Annotated in this window: 22 protein-coding genes; 5 read left to right on the top strand and 17 right to left on the bottom strand. The window is 72.6% G+C overall.

Going from position 1 to position 20,896, the window contains the following annotated elements:
• Positions 1–2: 2 nt before the first annotated feature.
• The 5 genes from ACWCWD_RS20620 to ACWCWD_RS20600 are packed head-to-tail and all read right to left on the bottom strand — an operon-like array spanning position 3 to position 2,824.
• Positions 3–986 (bottom strand): histone protein, encoded by a 984-nt coding sequence (locus ACWCWD_RS20620; RefSeq protein WP_450774271.1) that lies wholly within the window; start codon positions 984–986, stop codon positions 3–5.
• Positions 987–989: 3 nt separating this feature from the next.
• The gene (locus ACWCWD_RS20615; RefSeq protein WP_450774269.1) at positions 990–1,247 is read right to left on the bottom strand and encodes a gas vesicle protein GvpG; all 258 of its coding nucleotides are present in this window, start codon (positions 1,245–1,247) and stop codon (positions 990–992) included.
• On the bottom strand, positions 1,238–1,999 hold the full coding sequence (locus tag ACWCWD_RS20610; protein WP_450774267.1) for a GvpL/GvpF family gas vesicle protein: 762 nt from the start codon (positions 1,997–1,999) through the stop codon (positions 1,238–1,240). Before ACWCWD_RS20610 ends, ACWCWD_RS20615 begins: the two co-directional genes overlap by 10 nt.
• 3 nt (positions 2,000–2,002) lie before the next feature.
• A complete protein-coding gene (locus tag ACWCWD_RS20605) occupies positions 2,003–2,473 on the bottom strand; it encodes a gas vesicle structural protein GvpA (RefSeq protein WP_450774265.1) in 471 nt (156 codons plus the stop codon).
• 30 nt (positions 2,474–2,503) lie between these two features.
• Entirely contained in the window at positions 2,504–2,824 is a 321-nt protein-coding gene (locus ACWCWD_RS20600) for a gas vesicle protein GvpO (RefSeq protein ID WP_386886635.1), read from the bottom strand.
• Positions 2,825–2,976: 152 nt separating this feature from the next.
• Between ACWCWD_RS20600 and ACWCWD_RS20595 the strand changes: the two genes are divergently transcribed.
• The 3 genes from ACWCWD_RS20595 to arcA all read left to right on the top strand — a co-directional run bounded on the left by ACWCWD_RS20595 (position 2,977) and on the right by arcA (position 6,217).
• The gene (locus tag ACWCWD_RS20595) at positions 2,977–3,132 is read left to right on the top strand and encodes a DUF6131 family protein (protein WP_266713729.1); all 156 of its coding nucleotides are present in this window, start codon (positions 2,977–2,979) and stop codon (positions 3,130–3,132) included.
• Between the two features lie 317 nt (positions 3,133–3,449).
• Positions 3,450–4,910 (top strand): basic amino acid/polyamine antiporter, encoded by a 1,461-nt coding sequence (locus tag ACWCWD_RS20590; protein WP_450774262.1) that lies wholly within the window; start codon positions 3,450–3,452, stop codon positions 4,908–4,910.
• Positions 4,911–4,957: 47 nt separating this feature from the next.
• Positions 4,958–6,217: an arginine deiminase gene (arcA, locus tag ACWCWD_RS20585; RefSeq protein WP_450774260.1), complete on the top strand. Its 1,260-nt coding sequence runs from the start codon at positions 4,958–4,960 to the stop codon at positions 6,215–6,217.
• Between the two features lie 33 nt (positions 6,218–6,250).
• Here the strand turns inward: arcA and ACWCWD_RS20580 are convergent, their stop codons facing one another.
• From ACWCWD_RS20580 to ACWCWD_RS20545, 8 genes are all read right to left on the bottom strand, one after another.
• Positions 6,251–7,225 (bottom strand): acetylxylan esterase, encoded by a 975-nt coding sequence (locus ACWCWD_RS20580; RefSeq protein WP_450774258.1) that lies wholly within the window; start codon positions 7,223–7,225, stop codon positions 6,251–6,253.
• A gap of 82 nt (positions 7,226–7,307) precedes the next feature.
• A complete protein-coding gene (locus ACWCWD_RS20575; protein WP_450774256.1) occupies positions 7,308–8,657 on the bottom strand; it encodes an aldehyde dehydrogenase family protein in 1,350 nt (449 codons plus the stop codon).
• A gap of 62 nt (positions 8,658–8,719) precedes the next feature.
• Positions 8,720–10,495: an asparagine synthetase B family protein gene (locus tag ACWCWD_RS20570; protein WP_450774254.1), complete on the bottom strand. Its 1,776-nt coding sequence runs from the start codon at positions 10,493–10,495 to the stop codon at positions 8,720–8,722.
• A gap of 59 nt (positions 10,496–10,554) precedes the next feature.
• Entirely contained in the window at positions 10,555–11,106 is a 552-nt protein-coding gene (locus tag ACWCWD_RS20565; RefSeq protein ID WP_450774253.1) for a hypothetical protein, read from the bottom strand.
• Positions 11,107–11,118: 12 nt separating this feature from the next.
• Positions 11,119–12,045 carry a hypothetical protein gene (locus ACWCWD_RS20560; RefSeq protein ID WP_450774251.1) on the bottom strand — a complete coding sequence of 309 codons (927 nt, stop codon included), beginning with the start codon at positions 12,043–12,045 and terminating at the stop codon, positions 11,119–11,121.
• Positions 12,045–13,232 carry a hypothetical protein gene (locus tag ACWCWD_RS20555; RefSeq protein WP_450774249.1) on the bottom strand — a complete coding sequence of 396 codons (1,188 nt, stop codon included), beginning with the start codon at positions 13,230–13,232 and terminating at the stop codon, positions 12,045–12,047. The genes ACWCWD_RS20560 and ACWCWD_RS20555 overlap by 1 nt, the downstream gene beginning before the upstream one ends.
• Positions 13,229–14,305 (bottom strand): hypothetical protein, encoded by a 1,077-nt coding sequence (locus ACWCWD_RS20550; RefSeq protein WP_450774247.1) that lies wholly within the window; start codon positions 14,303–14,305, stop codon positions 13,229–13,231. Before ACWCWD_RS20550 ends, ACWCWD_RS20555 begins: the two co-directional genes overlap by 4 nt.
• On the bottom strand, positions 14,302–15,054 hold the full coding sequence (locus tag ACWCWD_RS20545; RefSeq protein WP_450774245.1) for a cupin domain-containing protein: 753 nt from the start codon (positions 15,052–15,054) through the stop codon (positions 14,302–14,304). Before ACWCWD_RS20545 ends, ACWCWD_RS20550 begins: the two co-directional genes overlap by 4 nt.
• A 222-nt stretch (positions 15,055–15,276) precedes the next feature.
• Here ACWCWD_RS20545 and ACWCWD_RS20540 point away from each other — a divergent pair, with 222 nt between their 5' ends.
• The gene (locus ACWCWD_RS20540; protein ID WP_450774243.1) at positions 15,277–16,950 is read left to right on the top strand and encodes an MFS transporter; all 1,674 of its coding nucleotides are present in this window, start codon (positions 15,277–15,279) and stop codon (positions 16,948–16,950) included.
• A 99-nt stretch (positions 16,951–17,049) separates the two neighbouring features.
• On the opposite strand, the gene ACWCWD_RS20535 is transcribed toward ACWCWD_RS20540, so the two are convergent.
• The 3 genes from ACWCWD_RS20535 to ACWCWD_RS20525 form a co-directional block, all read right to left on the bottom strand.
• Positions 17,050–17,523, bottom strand: a complete 474-nt coding sequence (locus tag ACWCWD_RS20535) for a hypothetical protein (protein ID WP_450774241.1) — start codon at positions 17,521–17,523, stop codon at positions 17,050–17,052.
• Positions 17,524–17,668: 145 nt separating this feature from the next.
• Positions 17,669–17,851, bottom strand: coding sequence for a DUF6480 family protein (locus ACWCWD_RS20530; RefSeq protein ID WP_386886613.1), 183 nt, complete (start codon positions 17,849–17,851; stop codon positions 17,669–17,671).
• A gap of 164 nt (positions 17,852–18,015) precedes the next feature.
• On the bottom strand, positions 18,016–18,897 hold the full coding sequence (locus tag ACWCWD_RS20525; protein ID WP_450774239.1) for an SDR family oxidoreductase: 882 nt from the start codon (positions 18,895–18,897) through the stop codon (positions 18,016–18,018).
• Positions 18,898–19,167: 270 nt separating this feature from the next.
• Between ACWCWD_RS20525 and ACWCWD_RS20520 the strand changes: the two genes are divergently transcribed.
• Positions 19,168–19,830: a lysophospholipid acyltransferase family protein gene (locus tag ACWCWD_RS20520; protein ID WP_450774237.1), complete on the top strand. Its 663-nt coding sequence runs from the start codon at positions 19,168–19,170 to the stop codon at positions 19,828–19,830.
• Between the two features lie 35 nt (positions 19,831–19,865).
• On the opposite strand, the gene ACWCWD_RS20515 is transcribed toward ACWCWD_RS20520, so the two are convergent.
• On the bottom strand, positions 19,866–20,840 hold the full coding sequence (locus tag ACWCWD_RS20515) for an aldo/keto reductase (RefSeq protein ID WP_450774235.1): 975 nt from the start codon (positions 20,838–20,840) through the stop codon (positions 19,866–19,868).
• Positions 20,841–20,896 lie beyond the last annotated feature (56 nt).

Below are 20,896 nucleotides of genomic sequence, written 5' to 3'. Positions count from 1 at the left end.
CGCTACCTCCGGCGATCGGCGCGCTTGGAAGCCGTCCGCTTGGACGACGACGTCTTCTTGGCCGCCGCGCTCTTCTTGGCGGGCGCCTTCTTCGCGGCACTCTTCTTGGCCGGGGCCTTCTTCGCGGCCGTCTTGCTCGCGGACTTCTTGGCGGGCGCCTTCTTGGCCGCGCTCTTCTTTGCGGGGGCAGCCTTCTTGGCGGGAGCGGCCTTCTTGGCGGGCGCCTTCTTCGCAGCCTTCTTCGCGGGAGCGGCCTTCTTCGCCGGGGGAGCCTTCTTCGCCGCCTTCTTGGCGGGCGCCGACTGCTTGGGCTCGGCCTTCTTGGCCGGTGCCTTCTTCGCTGCCGCCTTCTTGGCCGGGGCCTTCTTCGCGGCACCACGCGAGCGGGGGCGCTGGGCGGGCTCCTCCTCGGGCTCTTCGTCCTCCTCGGGCTCCTCCTCTTCCTCCTCCGGCTCCTCCTCTTCGTCCTCGGGCTCTTCGTCGTCCTCCTCTTCGTCCTCAGGTTCTTCCTCGGGCTCCTCTTCGTAGTCGTCCTCGTCCTCGTCTTCTCCCTCTTCCTCCTCCTCGTCCTCGGGCTCTTCCTCCCAGGGCCCCTCGTCCTCCTCCTCGCCCTCGTACTCCTCCTCGTCCCCGTCCTCGATCTCGCCTTCGATCTCCTCGGCAGGGCGGCCTCGTTCACCCAGGCGGGCCGTGCGCTCGCCGATCGCCTCGGCCAGCGAGACCATCCCTCGGTTGGCGGCCGCCGAGACCGCCTCGCGGCCGGCTTCGAGTACCTCGCCCCGCAACTGCTCCTGCAGCTCGGCGATCTGCGGCACATCGCTCAGCCGCCGCATTCCCTCGGCGGCGAGTTGCTTCGGTTCGAGGCCGAACCGCCGTCCCGCCAGGTAGGTCGCGACCGTGATCGCGAGCCTTCCCTTCTTCGTCCGCCCGAGTACGTATCCACCCACCACCGCGGCAGCGAGCGTCACCTTGGCCGTGTCGTCCATGGGTCAGTCACCTTCGATCGTCCGGTTCGCCGCCACGCCTTCGGCGTGGAGCCGGTCGAGCAGCAGTTCCTCTTGACGTTCGAACTCCTCGAGGTCGATGTGGCCGTCCTCCAATTCGTTGTTGAGCGCGGCCAACTGGGCCCTGAGGACGGTCGGGTCGTTCAGTTCGCGCTCCGCCGCCCCGTGCACCTTGTCCGCCACCCACACCACCCCGCGCACGGGGGCGAGAGGGAGCAGGAGAATCCCGGTGATCAGCCCCATGCCGCACCCGTCCGGGCCGGAGCGAGCGAGGTGGCGCCGGTCACGAAGCTGTAGCAGGGCAGCGGGCCCACGACCCTGAGGTCGACGTGGTCGGGGCGCGCGTCGGCGAGACGCCGTGCCGAGTCACGGAACTCGCTCTCCCGGGCCCGGTCTACCAGGAACGACACATTGAGCGCGCAGTCGCGCACCTCGGGCCCCTTGGACACCGCGTGGGCCATCGAAGTGAGCTCGGCCAGGATCTGCTCCCCGGCCTCGGCCGCCCTTCGTGCCAGCGCCTTCGCCACGGCCTCACCCAGCCGTACGGAAGCCTCGTAGCCCGGCGTCCGGCGGGCGTCCTGGCGGAGCCGGCGTACCTGTGGCTCCTCGGCGACCACCGCGGCGAGCGCGTCCTGCGCGGGGAACGCCTTGATGTTGATCTCCACGCGACCGGCCAGTTGCTCCAGGGCTTCCAGGCACGCCTTCTCGGTGGCGGCCAGTTGCTGGAGTACGGTCTGCTCGCCCGTCGCCACCATGCCGAAGCGCATGGGCAGTACGGAGTCGACCTCCGCGAGCCTGACCAGCAACTCCTGGTGGGCCATGAGATCCCGGCGCCGGGCGCGCAGCCGGGCGGGCGCCTCGCTGACCACGGCGCGTACCGCTCCCCGTCCGATGGCCGTGAGGCGTGCGGGAGGAGTGCCGACGCCGCTCAGCCCGGTCGGCACCGCCGTGGTGTGGCGGACGATGCCGTAGACGTACACACCCTGCGTCGGCATGGTTCAGGCCTCCACGGGACGGCGGCGGCGTGCGCTGCCGGAGCGCTCGGGGGCCCGCCGCTTCTTGGGGCGTGTGGGCTCCTCCGCCTCGTCCGCCTCGTCCTCCGGGTCGGCGTCGCGGTCGTCCGCGCCCACGGCCTTGCGCACGGTGTCGCCGACCGTCGACGCCGCCTTGCGCACCTTGCGCTTGCCGATCGACTTGGCCGCGGACCCTCCGAGCAGTTCGGGGATCGTGGTGCTGCCGGAATCCCGCTCCAGGTCGAGCCGGTTGCACGCCTCCGCGAACCGCAGATACGTGTCCACACTCGCCACGACGATGCGGGCGTCGATCTTCAGGATCTCGATCCCGACGAGGGACACCCGGATGAAGACGTCGATCACCATGCCGCGGTCGAGGATGAGTTCCAGTACGTCGTAGAGGGTGCCGGAACGCGGCGGGCAGGTGACTTCGTCGGAGTAGGAGGTCGTGGCCATGCGGGTCCTTCCGGTTCTGGGGCCGCCGCGTCACTCGTCGGCGGAACCCCGTCGGTAGCGGCGTACTCGCCGGTACTCCACGAGTTCGCCCTCCTGGTCGAGCCGTACCTCGTAGGAGGCGAGCAGGCTCGTGGTGTCAGGAATGCGGGGCACCTCAAGGACGTCGACGACGACGCACCAGCCGTCGTCGTCGGCGCGCCGGACGGCGGAGACGCCCTCCAGCGGATGCGCGATCAGGCCCTCCAGGCTCTGGCAGGCAGCCCGGGCCGCTCCCTGGGGACCACCGTCCGAGGAGCCCTTGCGTACGGCGGACGAGGGGTGAGCGGCCCGCTTACGACGTGTCTCTGCCATGGTTCCCAGTCTGGGTGCCACCGCGCCCGGTGCATCTTGGGCGGCGCCATCGGCGCATACCCGCTGGTCCGACGGATGCGGCGGTGATCCTGCCCCGGGGGCCCGTTGGGGGAGTGGCGCGCATACTGGAACCACGACGGACGGAGGGCGCCATGATCGTTCTCGGTGTGATTCTGCTGGTGATCGGTCTGATCACCGGGCTTTCGATCCTGTGGACCATCGGTATCGTGCTGCTGGTCGTCGGGGCGGTGTTGCTGTTGCTCGGCGCCACCGGGCGTGCGGTGGGCGGCAGGCGGCACTACTGGTAGGCGTGTCCGTAGCGTTTGCGGTCGGCGGTGCCGGGTTTCCGCCGGCCCTTCGGCCAATTCTCCGACGGGCCGAGTCGGGCTCGTCGGCCACGGTCCGCACGACTGTCGGCAAGTGATCGGAAGGGGTGTCACCCGACCCCGCGAGGGTCGGGTGACACCCCTTCTGCGTGCCGGTACCGCAGCCACTGACCGAAATGCCTGCAATATGACAAAACGGACAGACGGTACTAGATTCCCGTCGCAATGAACGTGTGTCAGATCGACCGGAGCGCATCGTCCCCGCGCGGACCGGAAGAGGCACCTCGCGGAGGGGAAACATGACCAACGCCGAGGCCGGTACCGGCACCCCCGCTGAGGCGTCGTCGCCCGCGGCCAAACTGACCCTGCTCACCCTCACGACGATGGTCGTCGGCTCCATGGTCGGCGCCGGCGTCTTCTCACTGCCCCGGCGCTTCGCCGCGGAGACCGGTGTCGCCGGCGCCCTGATCTCCTGGGCGGTCGCCGGCATCGGCATGCTGATGCTCGCGTTCGTCTTCCAGAAGCTCGCGGTCCGCAGACCCGACCTCGACGCGGGTGTGTACGCCTACGCCAAGGCCGGGTTCGGCGAATATCTGGGTTTCTTCTCGGCCTTCGGCTACTGGGCCAGCGCCTGCGTCGGCAACGTGACCTACTGGGTCCTGATCATGTCGACCGTCGGGGCGATCGCACCGGCTCTCGGAGACGGCGACACGGCGCTCGCCATCGTGCTGTCGTCGGTGGGGCTGTGGGGGTTCTTCTTCCTCATCCGGCGTGGAGTGAAGGAAGCGGCGGCGATCAACCGGATCGTGACCGTGGCGAAGGTCGTCCCGATCCTCGTCTTCGTGATCCTCGCCCTCTTCTACCTCGACACGTCCGTCTTCGCCGACAACTTCGCCGGGGCCGACTACGCGGGCTCGCTCTTCAACCAGGTGCGCGGCACCATGCTGGCCACCGTCTTCGTGTTCCTCGGCGTCGAAGGCGCCAGCGTCTACTCCCGCCACGCCAAGCGGCGAGAGGACGTCGGCCGGGCCACCATCCTCGGCTTCCTCAGCGTCTTCGCCGTCTTCGCCTCCGTCACCATCGTCTCGTACGGCATCCTGCCGATGGCCGAGATCGCCGAACTCCGCCAGCCCTCCATGGCCGGAGTCCTGGAAGCGGCGGTCGGCACCTGGGGCAAGGTCTTCGTCAGCGTGGGGCTCATCATCTCCGTCCTCGGCGCCTACCTGGCGTGGACACTGATGGCCGCCGAGGTGCTCTTCGTCGCCGCCAAGGACGAGGACATGCCCCGCTTCCTGGGCCGGTCCACCCCCGCCGACGTGCCCGTACCCGCCCTGCTCATGACGACGGCGCTGAGCCAGCTGGTCCTCGTCATCACCGCGTTCTCGGACGACGCCTTCAACTTCGCGCTCGACCTGACCAGCGCGCTCACCCTGATCCCGTTCCTGCTGGCCGCCGCCTTCGCCCTCAAGATCGCGCTGAGACCCGAAAAGGAACGTGCCGAAGGCCGCGTCACCCGGGGGGAGCTGGTGGTCGCCGCGCTCGCGACCCTCTACACGGCCTTCCTGCTCTACGCGGCGGGGCTGAAGTTCGTCCTCGTCTCCTTCATCCTCTACGCCCCGGCGACCTTCCTGTTCATCAAGGCCCGGCGGGAGCAGAACCGCCGTCTCTTCTCACCGGTCGAAGCGGTCATCTGCGCCGTCTCGATCGCGGGCGCCGTCATGGGTGTGATCGCCCTGGCCGCCGGCTGGATCGAACTCTGACCCGTCCCACCCCGGCCGCCCCGCCGGTGAACCGCGAAAGGCTTCCCATGACTGACACGACCGCCCAGAGCCCCGCCCTCGGCGTCCACTCCGAGGTCGGCAAGCTGCGCAAGGTCCTGGTCTGCGCACCCGGGATGGCCCACCGGCGGCTCACCCCCACCAACGCGGACGACCTGCTCTTCGACGACGTGATGTGGGTGGAGAACGCCCAGCGCGACCACGCCGACTTCGTCAACAAGCTGCGGCAGGCGGACGTCGACGTCGTCGAACTCCACGAACTGCTCGCCGAGACCATGGCGATCCCGGCGGCCCGGGACTGGCTGCTGGACCGCAAGATCACCGCCAACGAGGTCGGCCTGGGGCTCATCGAGAACACCCGCGCCTTCCTGGAGTCGCTGGAACCCCGTCGCCTCGCCGAGTACCTGATCGGCGGGCTCGCCACCGCGGACCTCCCCGACGAGTTCCGCTCCGGCTACCTGGCGCTGGCCCGCGAGTCGACCGCCGCCCGCGAATACCTCATGCCGCCGCTGCCGAACACCCTGTACACCCGGGACACCACCTGCTGGCTCTACGGCGGCGTCACCCTCAACCCCCTGTACTGGCCCGCCCGCCACGGCGAGACCCTCCTGATGGCCGCCATCTACGCCTTCCACCCCGACTACCGGGGCGCGAAGGTCTGGTGGGGCGACCCGGAACAGGACTGGGGACAGGCCACCTTCGAGGGCGGCGACATCATGCCCGTCGGCAACGGCGTCGTCCTCATGGGCATGAGCGAGCGGACCTCCCGCCAGGCCATCACGCAGGTCGCCGCCTCCCTCTTCCGCGAGGGAGCCGCCGAGCGCGTCATCGTCGCCGGCATGCCCAAGCTGCGTTCCGCCATGCACCTGGACACCGTCTTCACCTTCGCCGACCGCGACATCGTGACGCTCTATCCGAGGATCATGGACGCGGTCCACACCTTCTCCCTCCGCCCCAGCGACAAGGCCCCGGGCGTCGAGATCACGGACGAGGGCTCCACCCCCTTCGTCGACGTCGTGGCCCAGGGACTCGGACTGCCCGCGCTGCGGGTCATCGAGACGGGCGGCGACGTGTACGCCTCCGAACGCCAGCAGTGGGACAGCGGCAACAACGCCGTGGCACTGGAACCCGGCGTCGTCTTCACCTACGACCGCAACACCCAGACGAACACCCTGCTGCGCAAGGCGGGCGTGGAGGTCATCACCATCGTCGGTGCGGAGCTGGGGCGCGGACGCGGCGGCGGCCACTGCATGACCTGCCCGCTCGTCCGCGACCCCGTCTCCTTCTGACCCGCCACTGTCCGGAGTGCGGGCCGCCGGCGGTCAGGCCGTCAGCTTCCCGGGGAGCCAGGCGAGCTGCGCGGCCTCCTGGTGGGGGCCGCCGCCCTCGTGGTCGTTGAAGTCGTACACCTCTATCGACTTGTCGCTGTGGGCGTACGCGTTGAACGCGGCGAACACCGTGGACGGCGGGCAGGTGAGGTCCTCCAGCGCCGTGGAGAACAGCGCCGGCGCCGTGGCCCGCGCGGCGAAGTGCACCCCGTCGAAGTAGGCGAGCGTCTCCTTGACCCGCTCGGTGCGGCCCCGGTGCGTCTTGAGGTAATCGCCCACCTCGCGATAGGGGTTGCGGTCGGTCACCGTGAGGGCGCGCGGGAAGTCGCAGAGGAACGGGACGTCCGGCGCCACGGCGACCAGGTCCGGCACCAGACCGGCGACCGCGAGCGTGATGCCGCCGCCCTGGCTGATGCCGGCCGCCGCGGTGCGCGACGCGTCGACGAGCGGGTGGGAGCGGGCGGCCTCCACGGCCCGGACCGCGTCGGTGTACAGCCGCCGGTAGTAGTAGCCGTGCGGGTCCTCGATGCCCCGGGTCATGACCCCCGGGAACGCGGGCCCGCTGCCCACCGGATCGGCGGTGTCGCCGCCGGCCCAGCCGCTGCCCTGGCCCCGGGTGTCCATCACGAAGTGCGCGAACCCGGCCGACGCCCAGAGCAGATGGGTGTGGGCCAGGCCGCGTCCGCCGCCGTACCCGATGAACTGCACCACCGCAGGGACCGGTTCGGTGGTGCCCGCCGGAAGCACCAGCCAGCCCTTGACCGGGTGGCCGCCGAAGCCGGCGAAGGTCGCGTCGTACACCTCCACGGTCTTCAGGCCCGTGTCCGCGCGGAGTTCGAAACGTGCGTCGAGCGGGTGGCGGCGGGTCTCTTCGAGCGTCCTCGACCAGAACGCGTCGAAGTCGGCGGGCTCCGCCGAAGCGCTTCGGTACGTGCGGAGTTCTTCGAGGGGCAGGTCGAACAGGGACATGCGGGCCGCTTTCGTCGCACGGATGAGTGATCACACGGTACGTGCGATCACCCGCTCCGCAGAAGCCCCGGAGGGAGCGGGGTCACGGCCGCCCGACGCGCACCGTGACCGTCTTCGGCCGCTGGTACTCGTCGAGGGCGAGCACGCTCAGGTCCGTGCCGTGACCCGAGGAACCCCTCCCGCCGTGCGGGAGTTCGGCCGTCTGCACCAGATGGCAGTTGACCCACGCCTCGCCCGCGTCGAGCCGGGACGCCAGGCCGATCCCCCGCTCCAGGTCGGTCGTCCACACACTGGACGCCAGCGCCTGCGGCACGCTGTTGGCCAGGGCCAGAGCCTCTTCGACGGTGGCCGCCCGCTCGACGGTGAGCAGAGGGCCGAAGACCTCCTCGGTGATCGCGGGGTCGGCCGGAGGCAGATCGGCCAGTACCCGGGCCGGACGCCAGTAGCCCTTCTCCTCGCCGGCCGCCGCCTCGACGGTGCCGGTCACCGAGCGTCCCGCTGCCGAGGCGGCGACGATCCGGTCGTAACGGGCCGCCTGGTCCGCGTTGTTCAGCGGCCCGAAGTCACGGCCCGCCACCCGCTCCGCCATCGCCGCGCCGAGCAGCGCGACCACCCGCTCGTAGTTCTCCGTCAGCGTGATCACCCGCGCGGGCGCCGCACAGCTCTGGCCCGCGTTGTACGTCGCCGCCTCCGCGAGCGCCGCACATGTCTCCGGCGGGGCGTCGGGGAGGACGATCGCCGGGGCATTGCCGCCCAGTTCGAGGCTGACCCGGCGGGTGCCCGCCCGGGCCGCGACGTCCCGGCCCGCCTCCGGGCTGCCGGTGAACGCGACCATGTCGACCCCGGACTCCACCAGCAGCCGCCCCGTCGCCCGGTCGCCCGGCACCACCTGGAGCACCCCTTCGCCGAGCGCCGACGCCGCGTGCGAGGCGAGCAGCAGCAGGGAGTCAGGGGTGGTCTCGGCCGGTTTGACCACGACGGTGTTCCCTGCGGCCAGCGCGGGTGCGCACCGCCACGCCGCCATCATCAGCGGATAGTTCCAGGGCACCACCACACCGACCACACCGATCGGCTCCCACCGCACCCAGCTCTCGTGGCCGGCCACCAGCGCGCCCGAGGCCGGTACGGACCGGGTCCGGGCCGCCGTGGCGTAGAACCGGAAGAGGTCGGCGACCTGCGCGACCTCGCCCGCCGTCTCCGAATCCGGCTTGCCGGTCCCCGACCGCTCGCACGCGGCGTACTGAGCCGCGTCCGCCTCGACCGACGTGGCGAGCAGCCCCAGGCGTTCGGCCCGCTCCCGCGGAGTGAGGGCGCTCCAGCCGGGCAGCGCCGCCCTGGCGGCCGACACCGCCCCGGCCACCTCCGGCTCCCGCGACACGGGCGCCGTACCGCGCGCCAGACCGGTGCGGGGGTCGGTGAGGGTGGTCTTCATCGGTGGGTCCTCCGGCAGTTCGGGTGGTGTGTCCTCGGGCGGCCCGGAGTCCGGGCCGCCCGTCAGAGGTCGTACGAACGGAGCCAGAGCTCCAGCGTGAGGACGAGCCAGAGCTTGCCCCCCTGGCGCGGCAGCAGCGTGCCCTCGCCCTTCAGCCACGTGCGGATCGTGTCCTGACGGAACAGGCCGCGCTCCCGGGCCCCACGCCCCAGCAGCAGTTCGCTGCCGAGGTCCCGCAGCGGACCGGTGAGCCACTGCTGCACCGGCACCCGCATCCCGCTCTTCGGGCGGTCCACGACGGTGCCGGGGAGAAGGTCGCGCACCGCCTCCTTGAGGACCCACTTCTCCACCGTGCCCCGGAGCTTGTACACCGGGGGAGTGGCGAAGGCGTGGTCGACCACCCGCCGGTCGAAGAGCGGGGCGCGGCCCTCCACCCCCTGGGACGAGGTCAGCCGCTCCACCTTGGTCAGGATGTGGTGGGCGCCCTTGGTCCGCAGATTGCAGTGGAGCAACTGGTTGAGCAGGCTGTTCATGCGGTACGGACTCGCCGGGCCCGGCAGCAGGTACGGCTCGACGAAGCGCTGCGGCCGGGGCGCGCCGGCCAGCGCGTCCAGCGCCTGCGGGGTCAGCAGCACCGGAAGATCCGTCCAGCACTTGCGGTACGACCGCAGATAGGCGGTCGCCCGGTCCTCGTCCCACGGCGCCCCGGCCTCCCGGTGCATCTCCTGCACCAGCATGGGAAGGTTTTTCGGGCCGCCGAAAACAGGGTCGCCGCCCTCGCCGTTGAGCACCACCGACGCCCCCTCGTCCGCCACCGCCTCCGCGAGAAGCAGGTTGGGCACCGTCAGCGGGTCACCCACCGGACTGTCCAGCAGGGCCGCCGCCTCCGCGAGCCGCGCCGCGACCGTCGTACCGGAGACGTCCAACACCCGGTGCCGGGTCCCGCAGTGCGCGGCGACGAGGCCCGAGTAGCCCAGCTCGTTGGGGAGTTCACCACCGAAGCTGATGGAGTACGTGCGGACCGGACGGCTGTGCAGCTTCGCCGCGAGCGCCGTGACCAGCGAACTGTCGACGCCTCCGGAGAGCAGGACCGCCACCGGTTCGGCCTCGGGCAGCCGGCAGGCGACCGCGTCCTCCAGCAGGGCCCGCAGGCCCAGGACATGGTCCTGCGGGCCGTCGGCCGCGTCCCTGTCGAGCCGCTCGACCGGCTCCCAGTGGACGGTCTCGGCCGCCGAACCGTCCGGTGACAGCCGCAGCACCCGGCCCGGCAGCACCTCCCGTACGCCCGTCAGCAGCGTCTCCTCGCCCGGCAGGTACGCGAAGGTCAGGAACGAGCGGACCGCGGCCAGATTCAGTGAGGTGCCCAGCGCCGGCCACCGGCGCAGCGCACGCAGCGAGGTCGAGGCCGCCCACGCGCCGTCCGCCCGCGCGTAGAACACCGTACGGGCGCCCACGTGGTCGCGGATCAGCACCAGGTCGGCGCCGTCGAGCACCGCCAGCACGAACATGCCTTCGGCGAGCGCCACCCCCTTCGCGCCGAGCGACGCCCAGCAGCGCAGCAGCAGTTCGGCGTCGGGGCAGCGCGCGGGGGCGGGAGCGCCGTGCCGTTCCAGCGCGTCCCGCAGCACCGGCGCGTTGTGGAGGGTGACCTCACCGGTGGCGGTGAGACCGCACGCGGTGAACGGGCCCTCGGCCGGGCCGGGTTCGCCGCGCAGCAGGGCAGCGTCCGCGCGCGGGACGGTGACCTCCGGCCCGATGCCGGGGATCGCGCCCATCGCCCGGACATGGGCGCGGGCCCCGTCCGTCGTGGGGGCCAGACTCACACAGAAGCGCGCCATCGACGGCTCCTCTCCGCTCTGTTCCTCGCCGGATCTTCCTCGTGCGTTCCTACGGCCGGTCAGCCGAAGTCGTCGTCGCTCCAGCCGCCGTCATCACCGTCGCCCCAGCCGTCGTCCCAGTCGTCGTCCCCCGGGTCGGCCGGTCCGTCCGAGTCGCCGGAACCCGCCCCGTCGCCGCCCGCCCCGCCGTCCCCTCCGGAGTCCCGCGCCTGGCGGCGCAGCTCCTCCTCTTCCTCCGGGCTCAGGGTCAGCGGCGGCAGCTGCGCCTCGGTGACGGCCAGCGTCGTCACCCCGATTCCCGCGAGCAGCAGGCCCATCCGGCCGCCGAAGGAGGTGCGGTTGACCGTGAGGGATTCGCCGCGCCCCCACACGGTCCGGCCGTATCCGAGGTCCCGGCCGTAGGTGGCGGTGCCGTTGGAGACGCGTTTGACGATGCGGTCGCCGAGGAGCTCGTCGGTGCCCGACGCCCCCACGTTGTCGTGCCAGCGGACCAGTCCCGCCACCGCCGGATCGCGTCGCCGCCACTCCTGCCGGCCGTCCTGGTAGGAGCGGTGCACCGTGCCGTCCGCCAGCAGCTCGTCGCTGTAGCCGATCTCTGTGGGCCTCATCATGGTCTGCTGTCCTCAGGGTCTTCCGGTCGGATCGGGCCAGCTCAAGAAGCCCGTGGCGCGCAGGTCCCGCAGCCCCGTCCACACCGAGGCCCGCGGCACCCGGGGCCCACGGGTGAGACGCAGCACCGCGCGGACCAGCCGGCCGGGCGGCACGGCGGCGACCTCGGCGAAACGACCCCGCGCTAGCCACGCCGTCTCCTGCGGCCTGAGGGTGTCCGGCAGCGCGGCCAGTTCCTCCCTCCGGACGGGGCCGCGTCCGGCCGGCAGGCGCATGGCCTGCGCATGGCGCGGTACGAGCCCGAGGGAGGAGACCTGTACGCCGGGGACGGGGCCGAGGGAGGCCCTGACCCGGCCGCGCAGCGCGATCCCCCGGGGGCTGGCGTCGTGGAGCACGTACACCGTCGCCCCGCCCGCGCGCTCCAGAGCGGTGGTCAGCCGCGGGTCGAAGGGCAGCGCGTCGGTCACCGCCAGGACCGGGCAGGCCGCCTCCAGGTGGACGTGGTTGGCGAGCAGCATCCGGGCGATCGCGCGGTCCTGGCAGACCAGGAGACGGGGCAGCCCGTAGTCGTGGAGGTCGGGTTCGCTCTCCCGCCGCGGGGCGGGAGCCTCCTCCGGCGGGGGCGGCAGCAGGCCCGGAACGCTGTCCCGGCCCCGGGCGTCCAGCGCGCGGGTGAACGACGACAGCCGCAGATACGGCCGCGCGGTGCGCGGAACCCGGCTCAGTACGGTCAGGCCGGGATCGAGCACCCGGCAGGTCTCGAAGTACAACTGCCGTTCGGTGAACCGGAGACCGCCCGGCGCGGCGGCCCGTGCCGCGGCGGTGTCGATCGCGGTGTGGAGGGCGGCGTCCAGCGCACGGACGAGCAGACGGGTGCCGGGCCCGCCGGACCCGTCCGCGAGGGCGCGCGCCCCGGTGAGGGGCGGACGTCGGGACGTCATCACGTGCTCCTGTCGTGCTGGTCGTGCCGGCCGGGGGTACGGGAGGCGCTGCGGGGCGGCACCTGCCCGGCGGGGGAGGGCCAGGTGAGAAACCCATGGGAGAGCGGGTTCCCGGGGCGGTCCGGCCGTGGGGCGGGCGCCGTCACGGCGTGCTCGACCGCCTTGGTGACGGTCTCGGCGAGGACCGGGGGCGGCATCGCGGCGACCGGCCACCACCAGCCCTCGGCCAGCCGTGCGGCCTCCTGCTCGGGCAGACCGGCCACGGTGCGCAGCAGTTCGGCGTCGTACCCCGAACCGGCGGAGAAGCGGCGGACGGCACGCGGGTTGCGGGCGGCGGTCCCCGGCCGGAGACCGGCGTCCACGACGGTCCGGCCGGGGTGGGCCGCGCGGAGCGCCGGTGCGAGCACGGCGCCCGAGGCATCCGCGTCGTGCAGCACCACGACCGGCAGACCGGCCCGCTGACCGGCCAGCAGCTCCAGGGCCTCGCGCACGCGTCCGGGCCCGTCCGTGCCGCCGACACGGTCGGCGGCCTTCGCCACCAGGAGGGTGTGCGGCCGGTCCGGGAGCCCGTTCTCCCTGAGGAAGCGTGCGACGACGGGCTCCGTGCAGAGGATCAACACCTCGGGCGGCCCCGACCGTGCCTTGGCGGCGCGCCGCGCGGCAGCGGTGCCCGCCGCGCGCCTCTCGTCCACCACACCACCGGGCAGCCCGCCGTACGTCGTCGTCCAGACGCCGTGCATCAGCGCGCGGAACGCGCTCTCCGACGGCTGGACCAGCGCGAACGCCTGCCGCCCCGGGCGGTGGCGCAGCGCGGCCGCCAGGACCAGCACCACGGGGACGAGCCATGCGGCGACCGTTCCCAGCGGGCCGTGCGCCACGACGGCACCCGCCACCAGCGCGGCGGAGAGCGGCAGCGCGACAGCCCAGCGCACCCACGCCCGGACACCGCGCGGCCCGGACGCCTCCGAGAACGGGTTGGACGACCTGGACGCGTACCAGAGCTGGGTCAGGGTGATCCTCAGCCGGGCGTTGCCGGTCGCCCGCTCGACGCAACGCCGGATGCGGACGTCGTGCATCCCCGGCCCGTCCGACCACGGGTCCAGGGCGTAGCGCCGCCCGCAGCGCACACATCTGCCGCCGACGCGTTCCTTGCGGGTGATCCGCGCCTCGCAGCCCGGACAGATCACGTGCCGGGCCCCCGTCCGGTACCGGGAGAGGGCCAGGTCAGGAAGCCCAGACCGGCCGCCCCGGCGCGGGCGGGATCGGGCCGCCCGGTGGCCCGGGCGGCGCACCGCGCGACGACGTCGAGCAGCCGTGCCGGAGGCAGCCCGACGAGCGGGAACCCCCAGCCCCGCCCCAGCCACTTCAGCTCCGCCTCGCCGAACTCGCCGAGAGCGGCGAGTTCACGCCGCGCCGCCGCGTCGGGCCCGCGCCACCGGTCGCGTACGGGCACCGCCCGGGCCAGGCCGTGGACCTTGCCCACGGGGAGACCGGCGTCGACCACCGTGGTCCGCGGAAACGCGTCGCGGGTCCGCCGGACCAGGAGCACCCCGTGCGCGTCCGCGTCGTGCAGCACGATCACCGGCCCACGCGGTGCCAGGCCCACGGCCTCGTCGAGGGTCCGGACGAGCACCAGCCCGTAGTGCCCGGCCACGCCCTCCGCCGCGAGGAACGCGACGACCGACGGATCGGGGCAGAGCAGGACCCCGGCGGCCCGGGCGCCCGGGGCGGGCTTCCCCAAGGAGAGCGGGGCACCGTAAGGGCTCCGCTCCCGCACGGGCTCGTCCACCAGGCCGGGCGGCAGCTCGCCGTACACCCGGAGCCACGGGGCGAGGACCGCCGAGCGGAACGCGTCGCGGTCCACCCGGGGGATGCCCCGCCCCACCCCGGCACCGCGTGCCACGACCACCGACAGCGACACCAGCAGGAAGACCGCTCCGGTGAGGAAGGCCGGTGCGAAGGGGACCAGGACACCGGCGAGCAGGAGGACGACGCCCGCCACCGTCAGCAGCGGGTTCCACACCGCGCCGAGGTTGCTGGTCCGCAGCGAACGGCGCGACAGGGCGTACCACAGCTGGCCGGGGGCGACCGCGACGTGACCGTCGGCCGACAGCGCGGCCATCACCCGCCGCACCCGGAGGTCGCTGAGGCGCAGGGGGTTGGTCTTCGGATCCAGCGCGTAGAGGCGTTTGCAGTACGCGCACCTGTTGCCGGGGCGTTCCTTGCGGAGCAGTTCGTGCTCGCAGTGCGGACAGATCACCGGTGGGCCTCCAGCGCCGTGGCCACCCGGCGCAGCCGGCCCGCCAGCCGTTCCCGGACCGTGGCCGGGGCGATGCCGTGGACCCGCTGGCGCTCCTCCACGGAACGCAGGGCGGCGGCCAGGGCCCGGAAGTCGGTGGTGGCAGCCGTGGCGAGTGCCCCGCCGTGCGGTTGCGGGGAGCTCCCGCCGAGGGCCCGGCGCTCCGCCTCCGGGGCGGTGATCGCGTAGTCCTCGTGATCGATGCCGTACCCCGTGTTCGCCGTGACGATGGTCAGGGGCCGCTTGCCACGGTTGGCGAAGGAGTGGGGCATCATCTCGGGGATGCGGATGAGCATCCCCGGCACCAGCGGTATGTCGGTGGTCCTGCCGCGTTCGGTGTCGTACAGACCGCACGACGCGTGGCCGAGCGACAGCACGTAGTGCTCGCCGCCGTGGGCGTGCGGGGTGAAGGCGCTGCGGGGGCCGACCATCCCGAGCTTCACCGTCGCGTTGGACGGCCGCTCCGGGGATGTCGCCGCGTCCCCCACCAGGTAGTGGGCGAACTGGCCGTCGTCGATGAAGGGAATCATTCCGCCGCCGGGACCCAGTGGGCGGCAGCCGTCGCGGTCGGCGACGACCACGGAGCCGTCCGGCCGCACGTGATAAAGGCGCACCCCACGGGGCAGCGCCCCGCGCACCCGGTCCGGTATCTGCCCGCCCGCGCCCATCGCGCCTCCCCCCGCCCCTGTGACGCGCGGCGCGCGCGTCACGGGGGAATCGTAGGGCGGGACGGGGCCCGAGCGGGAGGTGTGGGCACGTCTCTCCGGTGAAGTCACGGTGAACGCGGGGGTGCGAGGGCGTGCGCACGGCGTGGCGGACGGCCGCCGGGCGCCCGAATGGCGGCACCCGGGCCCGGGGCCTACCGTCGAACGGGTAACGCGTCCGGCCCGCCCGGGCCGTGGACGCCGCCGTCGGCAGACGTGAGTACTGATATGACGGACTCTCCCGCGCATGTCGCACATCTGGCCGCGCCCCGCAACGAGGGCCGCGGCAAGGGCATGGCACTCCTGGTCATCACCTCGTGCCAGCTGATGGTCGTGCTCGACATCACCATCGTCAACATCGCGCTCCCGCACATCCAGACCTCGCTGGGCTTCAGCACCGAGAACCTCTCGTGGGTGATCAACGCCTACACCCTGACGTTCGGCGGCCTGCTCCTGCTCGGGGGACGGCTGGGAGACATCCTCGGACGCCGCAGAGTCTTCATCTTCGGCGTCCTGCTCTTCGTGTTCGCCTCCCTCCTCGGAGGCCTGGCCCAGGAGTCCTGGCAACTGCTCGCCGCCCGGGCGCTCCAGGGCGTCGGGGGCGCCATCGCGTCCCCGACGGCGCTGTCGCTGATCACCACCACCTTCCGTGAAGGACCGGAAAGGAACCGGGCGTTCGGCGTCTTCGCCGCCGTCTCCGCGGGCGGCAGCGCGATCGGCCTGCTGGCCGGCGGTCTGCTGGTGGAGTGGCTCGACTGGCGGTGGATCTTCTTCGTCAACGTGCCGATCGGCCTGCTGATCGCACTGGCCACACCCCGCTACATCCCGGAGTCCGTACGCCACCCGGGACACTTCGACCTCCTCGGCGCACTCACCTCCACGCTCGGCATGGTGATGCTCGTCTACGGCTTCATCCGGGCTTCGGAGGACGGCTGGAGCGACCCGATCACCCTCGGCGCCTTCGCGGCCGCCGTGGTACTGCTCGCCGCGTTCATCGCCAACGAGCAGCGGTCGAAACAGCCGATCACCCCACTGTGGATGTTCCGCGACCGCAACCGCGCGGGCACCTACGGCATCATGCTGTCCCTGTCCGCCGCGATGTTCGGCATGTTCTTCTTCCTGACCCTGTTCGTCCAGAACGTCCTCGGCTTCAGTCCACTGCGCGCCGGGCTCGCCTTCCTCCCGGTGAGCGCCATCATCGCGGTCGGAGCCGGGATCGCGTCCCAGCTGCTCCCCCGGTGGGGGCCGAAACCGTTCATGGTAACGGGCGCGGTACTGGCGGCGGGGGGACTCGGCTGGCTGACCCTGACCGACGCGAACAGCACCTATCTGGGCAGCCTGCTCGGCCCGGTGCTCGTCTTCGGCTTCGGCATGGGACTCCAGTTCGTCTCACTGACCCTGATGGCGGTCTCGGGCGTCCGCCCCAAGGAAGCGGGAGCGGCCTCAGGCATCCTGAACGCCACCCAGCAGGTCGGCGGATCGCTCGGACTCTCCATCCTGGTCACGGTCTTCGGCACCGCGAGCCGCAACGAGGCCACCGACCAGATCCCGAAATTCATGCAGGAGGCGACCCCGGCACAGCAGCTGGAGTTCCGCAGGACCGGCGAACTCCCGCCGCCCTGGGGCAACGAGGTGCTGGCGTCCGGTGTGTCCGCCGCCTTCATCGTCGCGGCCGTGCTCGCCGTACTCGCCGCACTGATCGCCCTCTTCGTCATCCAGGTCCGCGCCTCCGACCGCGAACGGCTCCAGGGCGGCGCGGCCCCCGCGACGGACGACGACGCGGACGTCGCGGTGGGTACGGGTACGCCGACGGCCGCCGACCGGGACGGTACGGCGCTCGGGGACGGTACGGCCCTCCAGGACCGTGCGCCCGACGACGGACCGGCGCCACCGGGGACCTGACCTGACCGGCGCTCTCCGCCCCTGTGACGCCCTCCGCCCGGCCACGGCCGGAGGGCGTCACAGGGGCGGAGAGCCATGAGGGCGCGGCGGCACGGGAGTTCAGCGTGTGGCGAGGGCGTCCGTCCCCATGTCCAGCCGCATGGCGTCACGTACCTCGGCGAGCGCGTCCATGACGTCGACGAAGGCGCGCTCGCAGCGGGCGTCACCGTCCACCACCCCGGCACCCGCCTCGTCCCGCAGCCTGCGCACGCTCCGGAAGTAGCGAAGGGCGGGCTCCACGACGGCGCGCGGCGCGAAAACCTCCAGCTGATAACGGAGTTCGTAGCACTTTGCGAAGCTCTGCCGCGCACGGACCTGACGGTCGGCGTCGGCCGCCGTCCGGTCGAGAATCAGGAGTTGCAGCTCGCCGCGCACCTGGGACAGCGTCCCGAGGTAGGCCCCGTACAGCTCACGCCTGCTGCGCCGCCACTCCCCGGCCGCCTCACGCCGGTCCTTGCGGACCTCGATCAGCAGCGTCGAGCCCATGGCGATCACCGCACCGAGAAGCGTGGCCACCAGCGTCATCCATTCCATGCTCGAACACGGTAGGGAGACGCGGTGCTCCACGCCAGGGTGTTGTGCGGCCCGCGCGTGCCACGGACGACAGCGCGCTGAGAGTACGGGAAGCGGATCGCGCCGCGCTCGCGCTGCGGGGGCTGCGAGGACTGCGGGGAAAGGCTCAGCCGAAGCCGAAGATGCGTGCGAGGAAGAAGGCGGCGAAGATCGCCGCGCCCACCAGGACGACAGCGGCCCAGACGGCCGGGTGTTCCCACATGCCTCCGTCCGCACGTTCCTGGTGCGCCTCACCGATGCAGCCTTCGGCCGGCGGTGTCTCTCCCGGGGGATTCAGTGCGGTAGTCATGCATCAACCGTCTCTCCACCCGCGCCCCGGCGCACTCCGTGGCGCCGTCGGCCACCGGGGGCGTGCAGCACGTGCGGGGCGGCTCGCGCGTGCGGGGCAGGTAGCGCGTGGGCAGGCGAGCAAGGCGTTCAGGGCAGCTCGTCCGTGCGGGGTGTCTGCCCCGGTCACCCCTGCCCGTCGGCCCGCCGTGCAGCCTGTCCGCCCGCGCCCAGCAGCCCGGTGGCCTCGAACCGGGCCCGCTCCTCCAGCCGTGGCAGCTGCCGCCGGGACACCCAGGTGACCAGCGGCGGCAGGAAGGGGCGTACGGGCTGCGCCAGCCGCAGCCACGGCGGCGCGTACACCGTGGGGGAGCGGCGCTCGATGCCGCGCACCAGCCAGCCGGCGACCTGTTCCACGGGGTGGACCCGGCGGGCCGGGGGAGGCATGTGCCCACGCAGCTCCCGCAGCACGTCGTACCGGTCGGCGTCACGGATCATGTCGGTACTCACCCAGCTCAGATACGCGATGCCGACGCCCACGCGGCGGTGGGCGAGCTCGGCCCGCAGGGACTGCGCGAGCGACTCGACGCCCGCCTTGGAGGCGCAGTAGGCGCTCATCATCGGGGCCGCGCCGAACGAGGCCGTCGAGGCGATCTGGAGGAAGTAGCCGTGCGTCGCGAGCAGCCCCGGCAGGAACGCGCGCGCGGTGACGGCGCTGCCGACGAGGTTGACCTCGACGACCCGGCGCCAGCTCACGGGGTCGGACGTACCGAAGGGGCCGCCCTCCGCCACCCCGGCGTTCGCCACGACGATCGACGGAGGGCCGAGGCGCGTGGAGATCTCGCCCGCCACGCGTTCCATGGCAGCGTCGTCCGTGACGTCCACCTCGAAGCAGTGCGCCTCCGTCTCCAGGGCTCCTGCCACTCTCTCCAGCGTCTCCCCTTCGCGGCCGAGCAGGGCGAGCCGTACGCCCCGGTGCGCGAGTTCCCTCGCGACCCCGGCGCCCACTCCGCGCGCTGCTCCGGTGACGACCGCGAGCCGCCCTTCCAGCGGATTCCTGTCGCGCATGGTGCACTCCTCGGCTGTGCGGGCGAGGACCGTGCGTTTCCGGTCCGGCGGCGGTCCGCCGCCTGTTCCACCCAAACACGCCGGCCCTGATCGGGCTCGCGCTGAGGTCCGGCCGCCGCGGGGGGCCGACCGGTGCCGGGACCGCGTCGGGGACGCTCCGCACTCCGCGCGGTTGAGTACGGAGACTCAGGCCGCGGACGGATCCGCTGCCGGACGATGGATCCCACCACGCGACGCCGCCAGACCGTCCGACCGACCGCAGGAGAACCCGTGCTCAGCCGCATCGCCGCCGCCGTCGTGCCCTCCCTCGGGCACCTGACGACCACCTCCGACGAGGAGACGGTCCCCGCTCCCGGGTCGCTCATCGTCGCCAACCACACCTCGCTCGTCGACCCCGGGATCGTGCTCGCCGCCCTGCTCCGCCACGGCATCGAACCGGTCGTCCTCGCCACCGCCGGCCTCTGGCGCATCCCGGTGCTCGGCCCCCTGCTGGTCAAGGGCGGCCACGTGCCCGTCCACCGGGGCAGCGTCCGGGCCGCCGAGTCCCTGGAGCAGGCGGCCACCGCCCTGCGGGCGGGCCGTCACGTCCTCATCTACGCGGAGGGCGGACTGCCCCTGCGGAAGGACTCCGCAGAGGCCGCACCCGAGAAGTTCCGCAGCGGGCTCGCCCGTCTGGCGCTGGCCGCGGACGCCCCGGTCGTACCGCTCGGCCAGGCGGGCGCCCGCCGCGTGGTCTCCGGCGGTGCGGTGAAGCAGATCGCCGGGCTGCTCACCGCACCCGCCCGCCGGCCGCGCCTGCACGTCCACTTCGGCAGCCCCGTACGGCTGCCCGAGGGCATCCCCGCCGCGACCGCCGAAGCGCACCGGGCGGTCACGGCGGCCTGGCGCACGGCCGCCGCGCACCTGGGGGAGGGCGCGGCGCTCGCCGCGTGACCCGACCGCCCGCCGCGACCGGTTCCGTGTTCCGGTCAGCGCTCCATCATGCGCATCTGGGCGTCGTTGTGGGTGTTGCCGGCGGCCGGGGGGAGGCTGGAGAGCTGGGCCAGCTGTTCTTCGGTCAGCGTCACGGCGTCGGCGCCGATGTTCTCCTCGACCCTGGCCACCCGTCGGGTTCCGGGGATGGGGGCGATGTCGTCGCCCTGGGCCAGCAGCCAGGCGAGGGCGACCTGGGCCGGGGTGGCACCGATCTCGGCGGCGACTGCGGCGACCTCGTCGGCCAGCCGCAGGTTGTGCCGGAAGTTCTCCTCCGCGAACCGGGGGTTGTCGGCGCGGAAGTCGGTGGGGTCGAACTGGTCGGTCGAGCGGATCGTGCCGGTCAGGAAGCCGCGTCCCAGGGGGGAGAAGGGGACGAAACCGATGTTCAGCTCGCGCAGCACCGGCAGCACGCGGCCTTCCGGGTCCCGGGTGAACAGCGAGTACTCGGACTGCAGGGCGGTGACCGGGTGGACGGAGTGCGCGCGACGGATGGTGTCGGGTCCGGCCTCGGACAGGCCGACGTAGCGGATCTTGCCCTCGCCGACCAGCTCGGCCAAGGCCCCGACGGTCTCCTCGATCGGGACGTCGGGGTCGACGCGGTGCTGGTAGTACAGGTCGATGTGGTCGGTGCCGAGGCGCTTGAGCGAACCCTCCACGGCGGCGCGGACGTTGGCCGGGCTGCTGTCGGCCCCGCCCTCGCGGCCCGTGTGGGAGATCAGACCGAACTTCGTCGCGAGCACCACCTGGTCCCGGTGTCCCTTGAGAGCCCGGCCGATGAGCTCCTCGTTGACGTAGGGGCCGTAGACCTCGGCGGTGTCGATGAAGGTGACGCCCAGATCCAGGGCGCGGTGCACGGTGCGGACGGACTCCGCGTCGTCGGTCCCGGCGCCGGTGTAGCCGTGGGACATGCCCATCGCGCCCAGACCGATGCGGGAGACCTCCAGGTCACCCAGCTTGATGTGCTTCATTGTTCCTCTTTCTCTGCTCATGGGTTCCGGCGCCCCGGGGTGATGACCAGCTGCAC

This window comes from Streptomyces sp. NPDC001493, from assembly GCF_053597235.1.
Note: the sequence above shows the minus strand (reverse complement) of the source record. Positions and strands in the feature narration are given on the sequence as shown.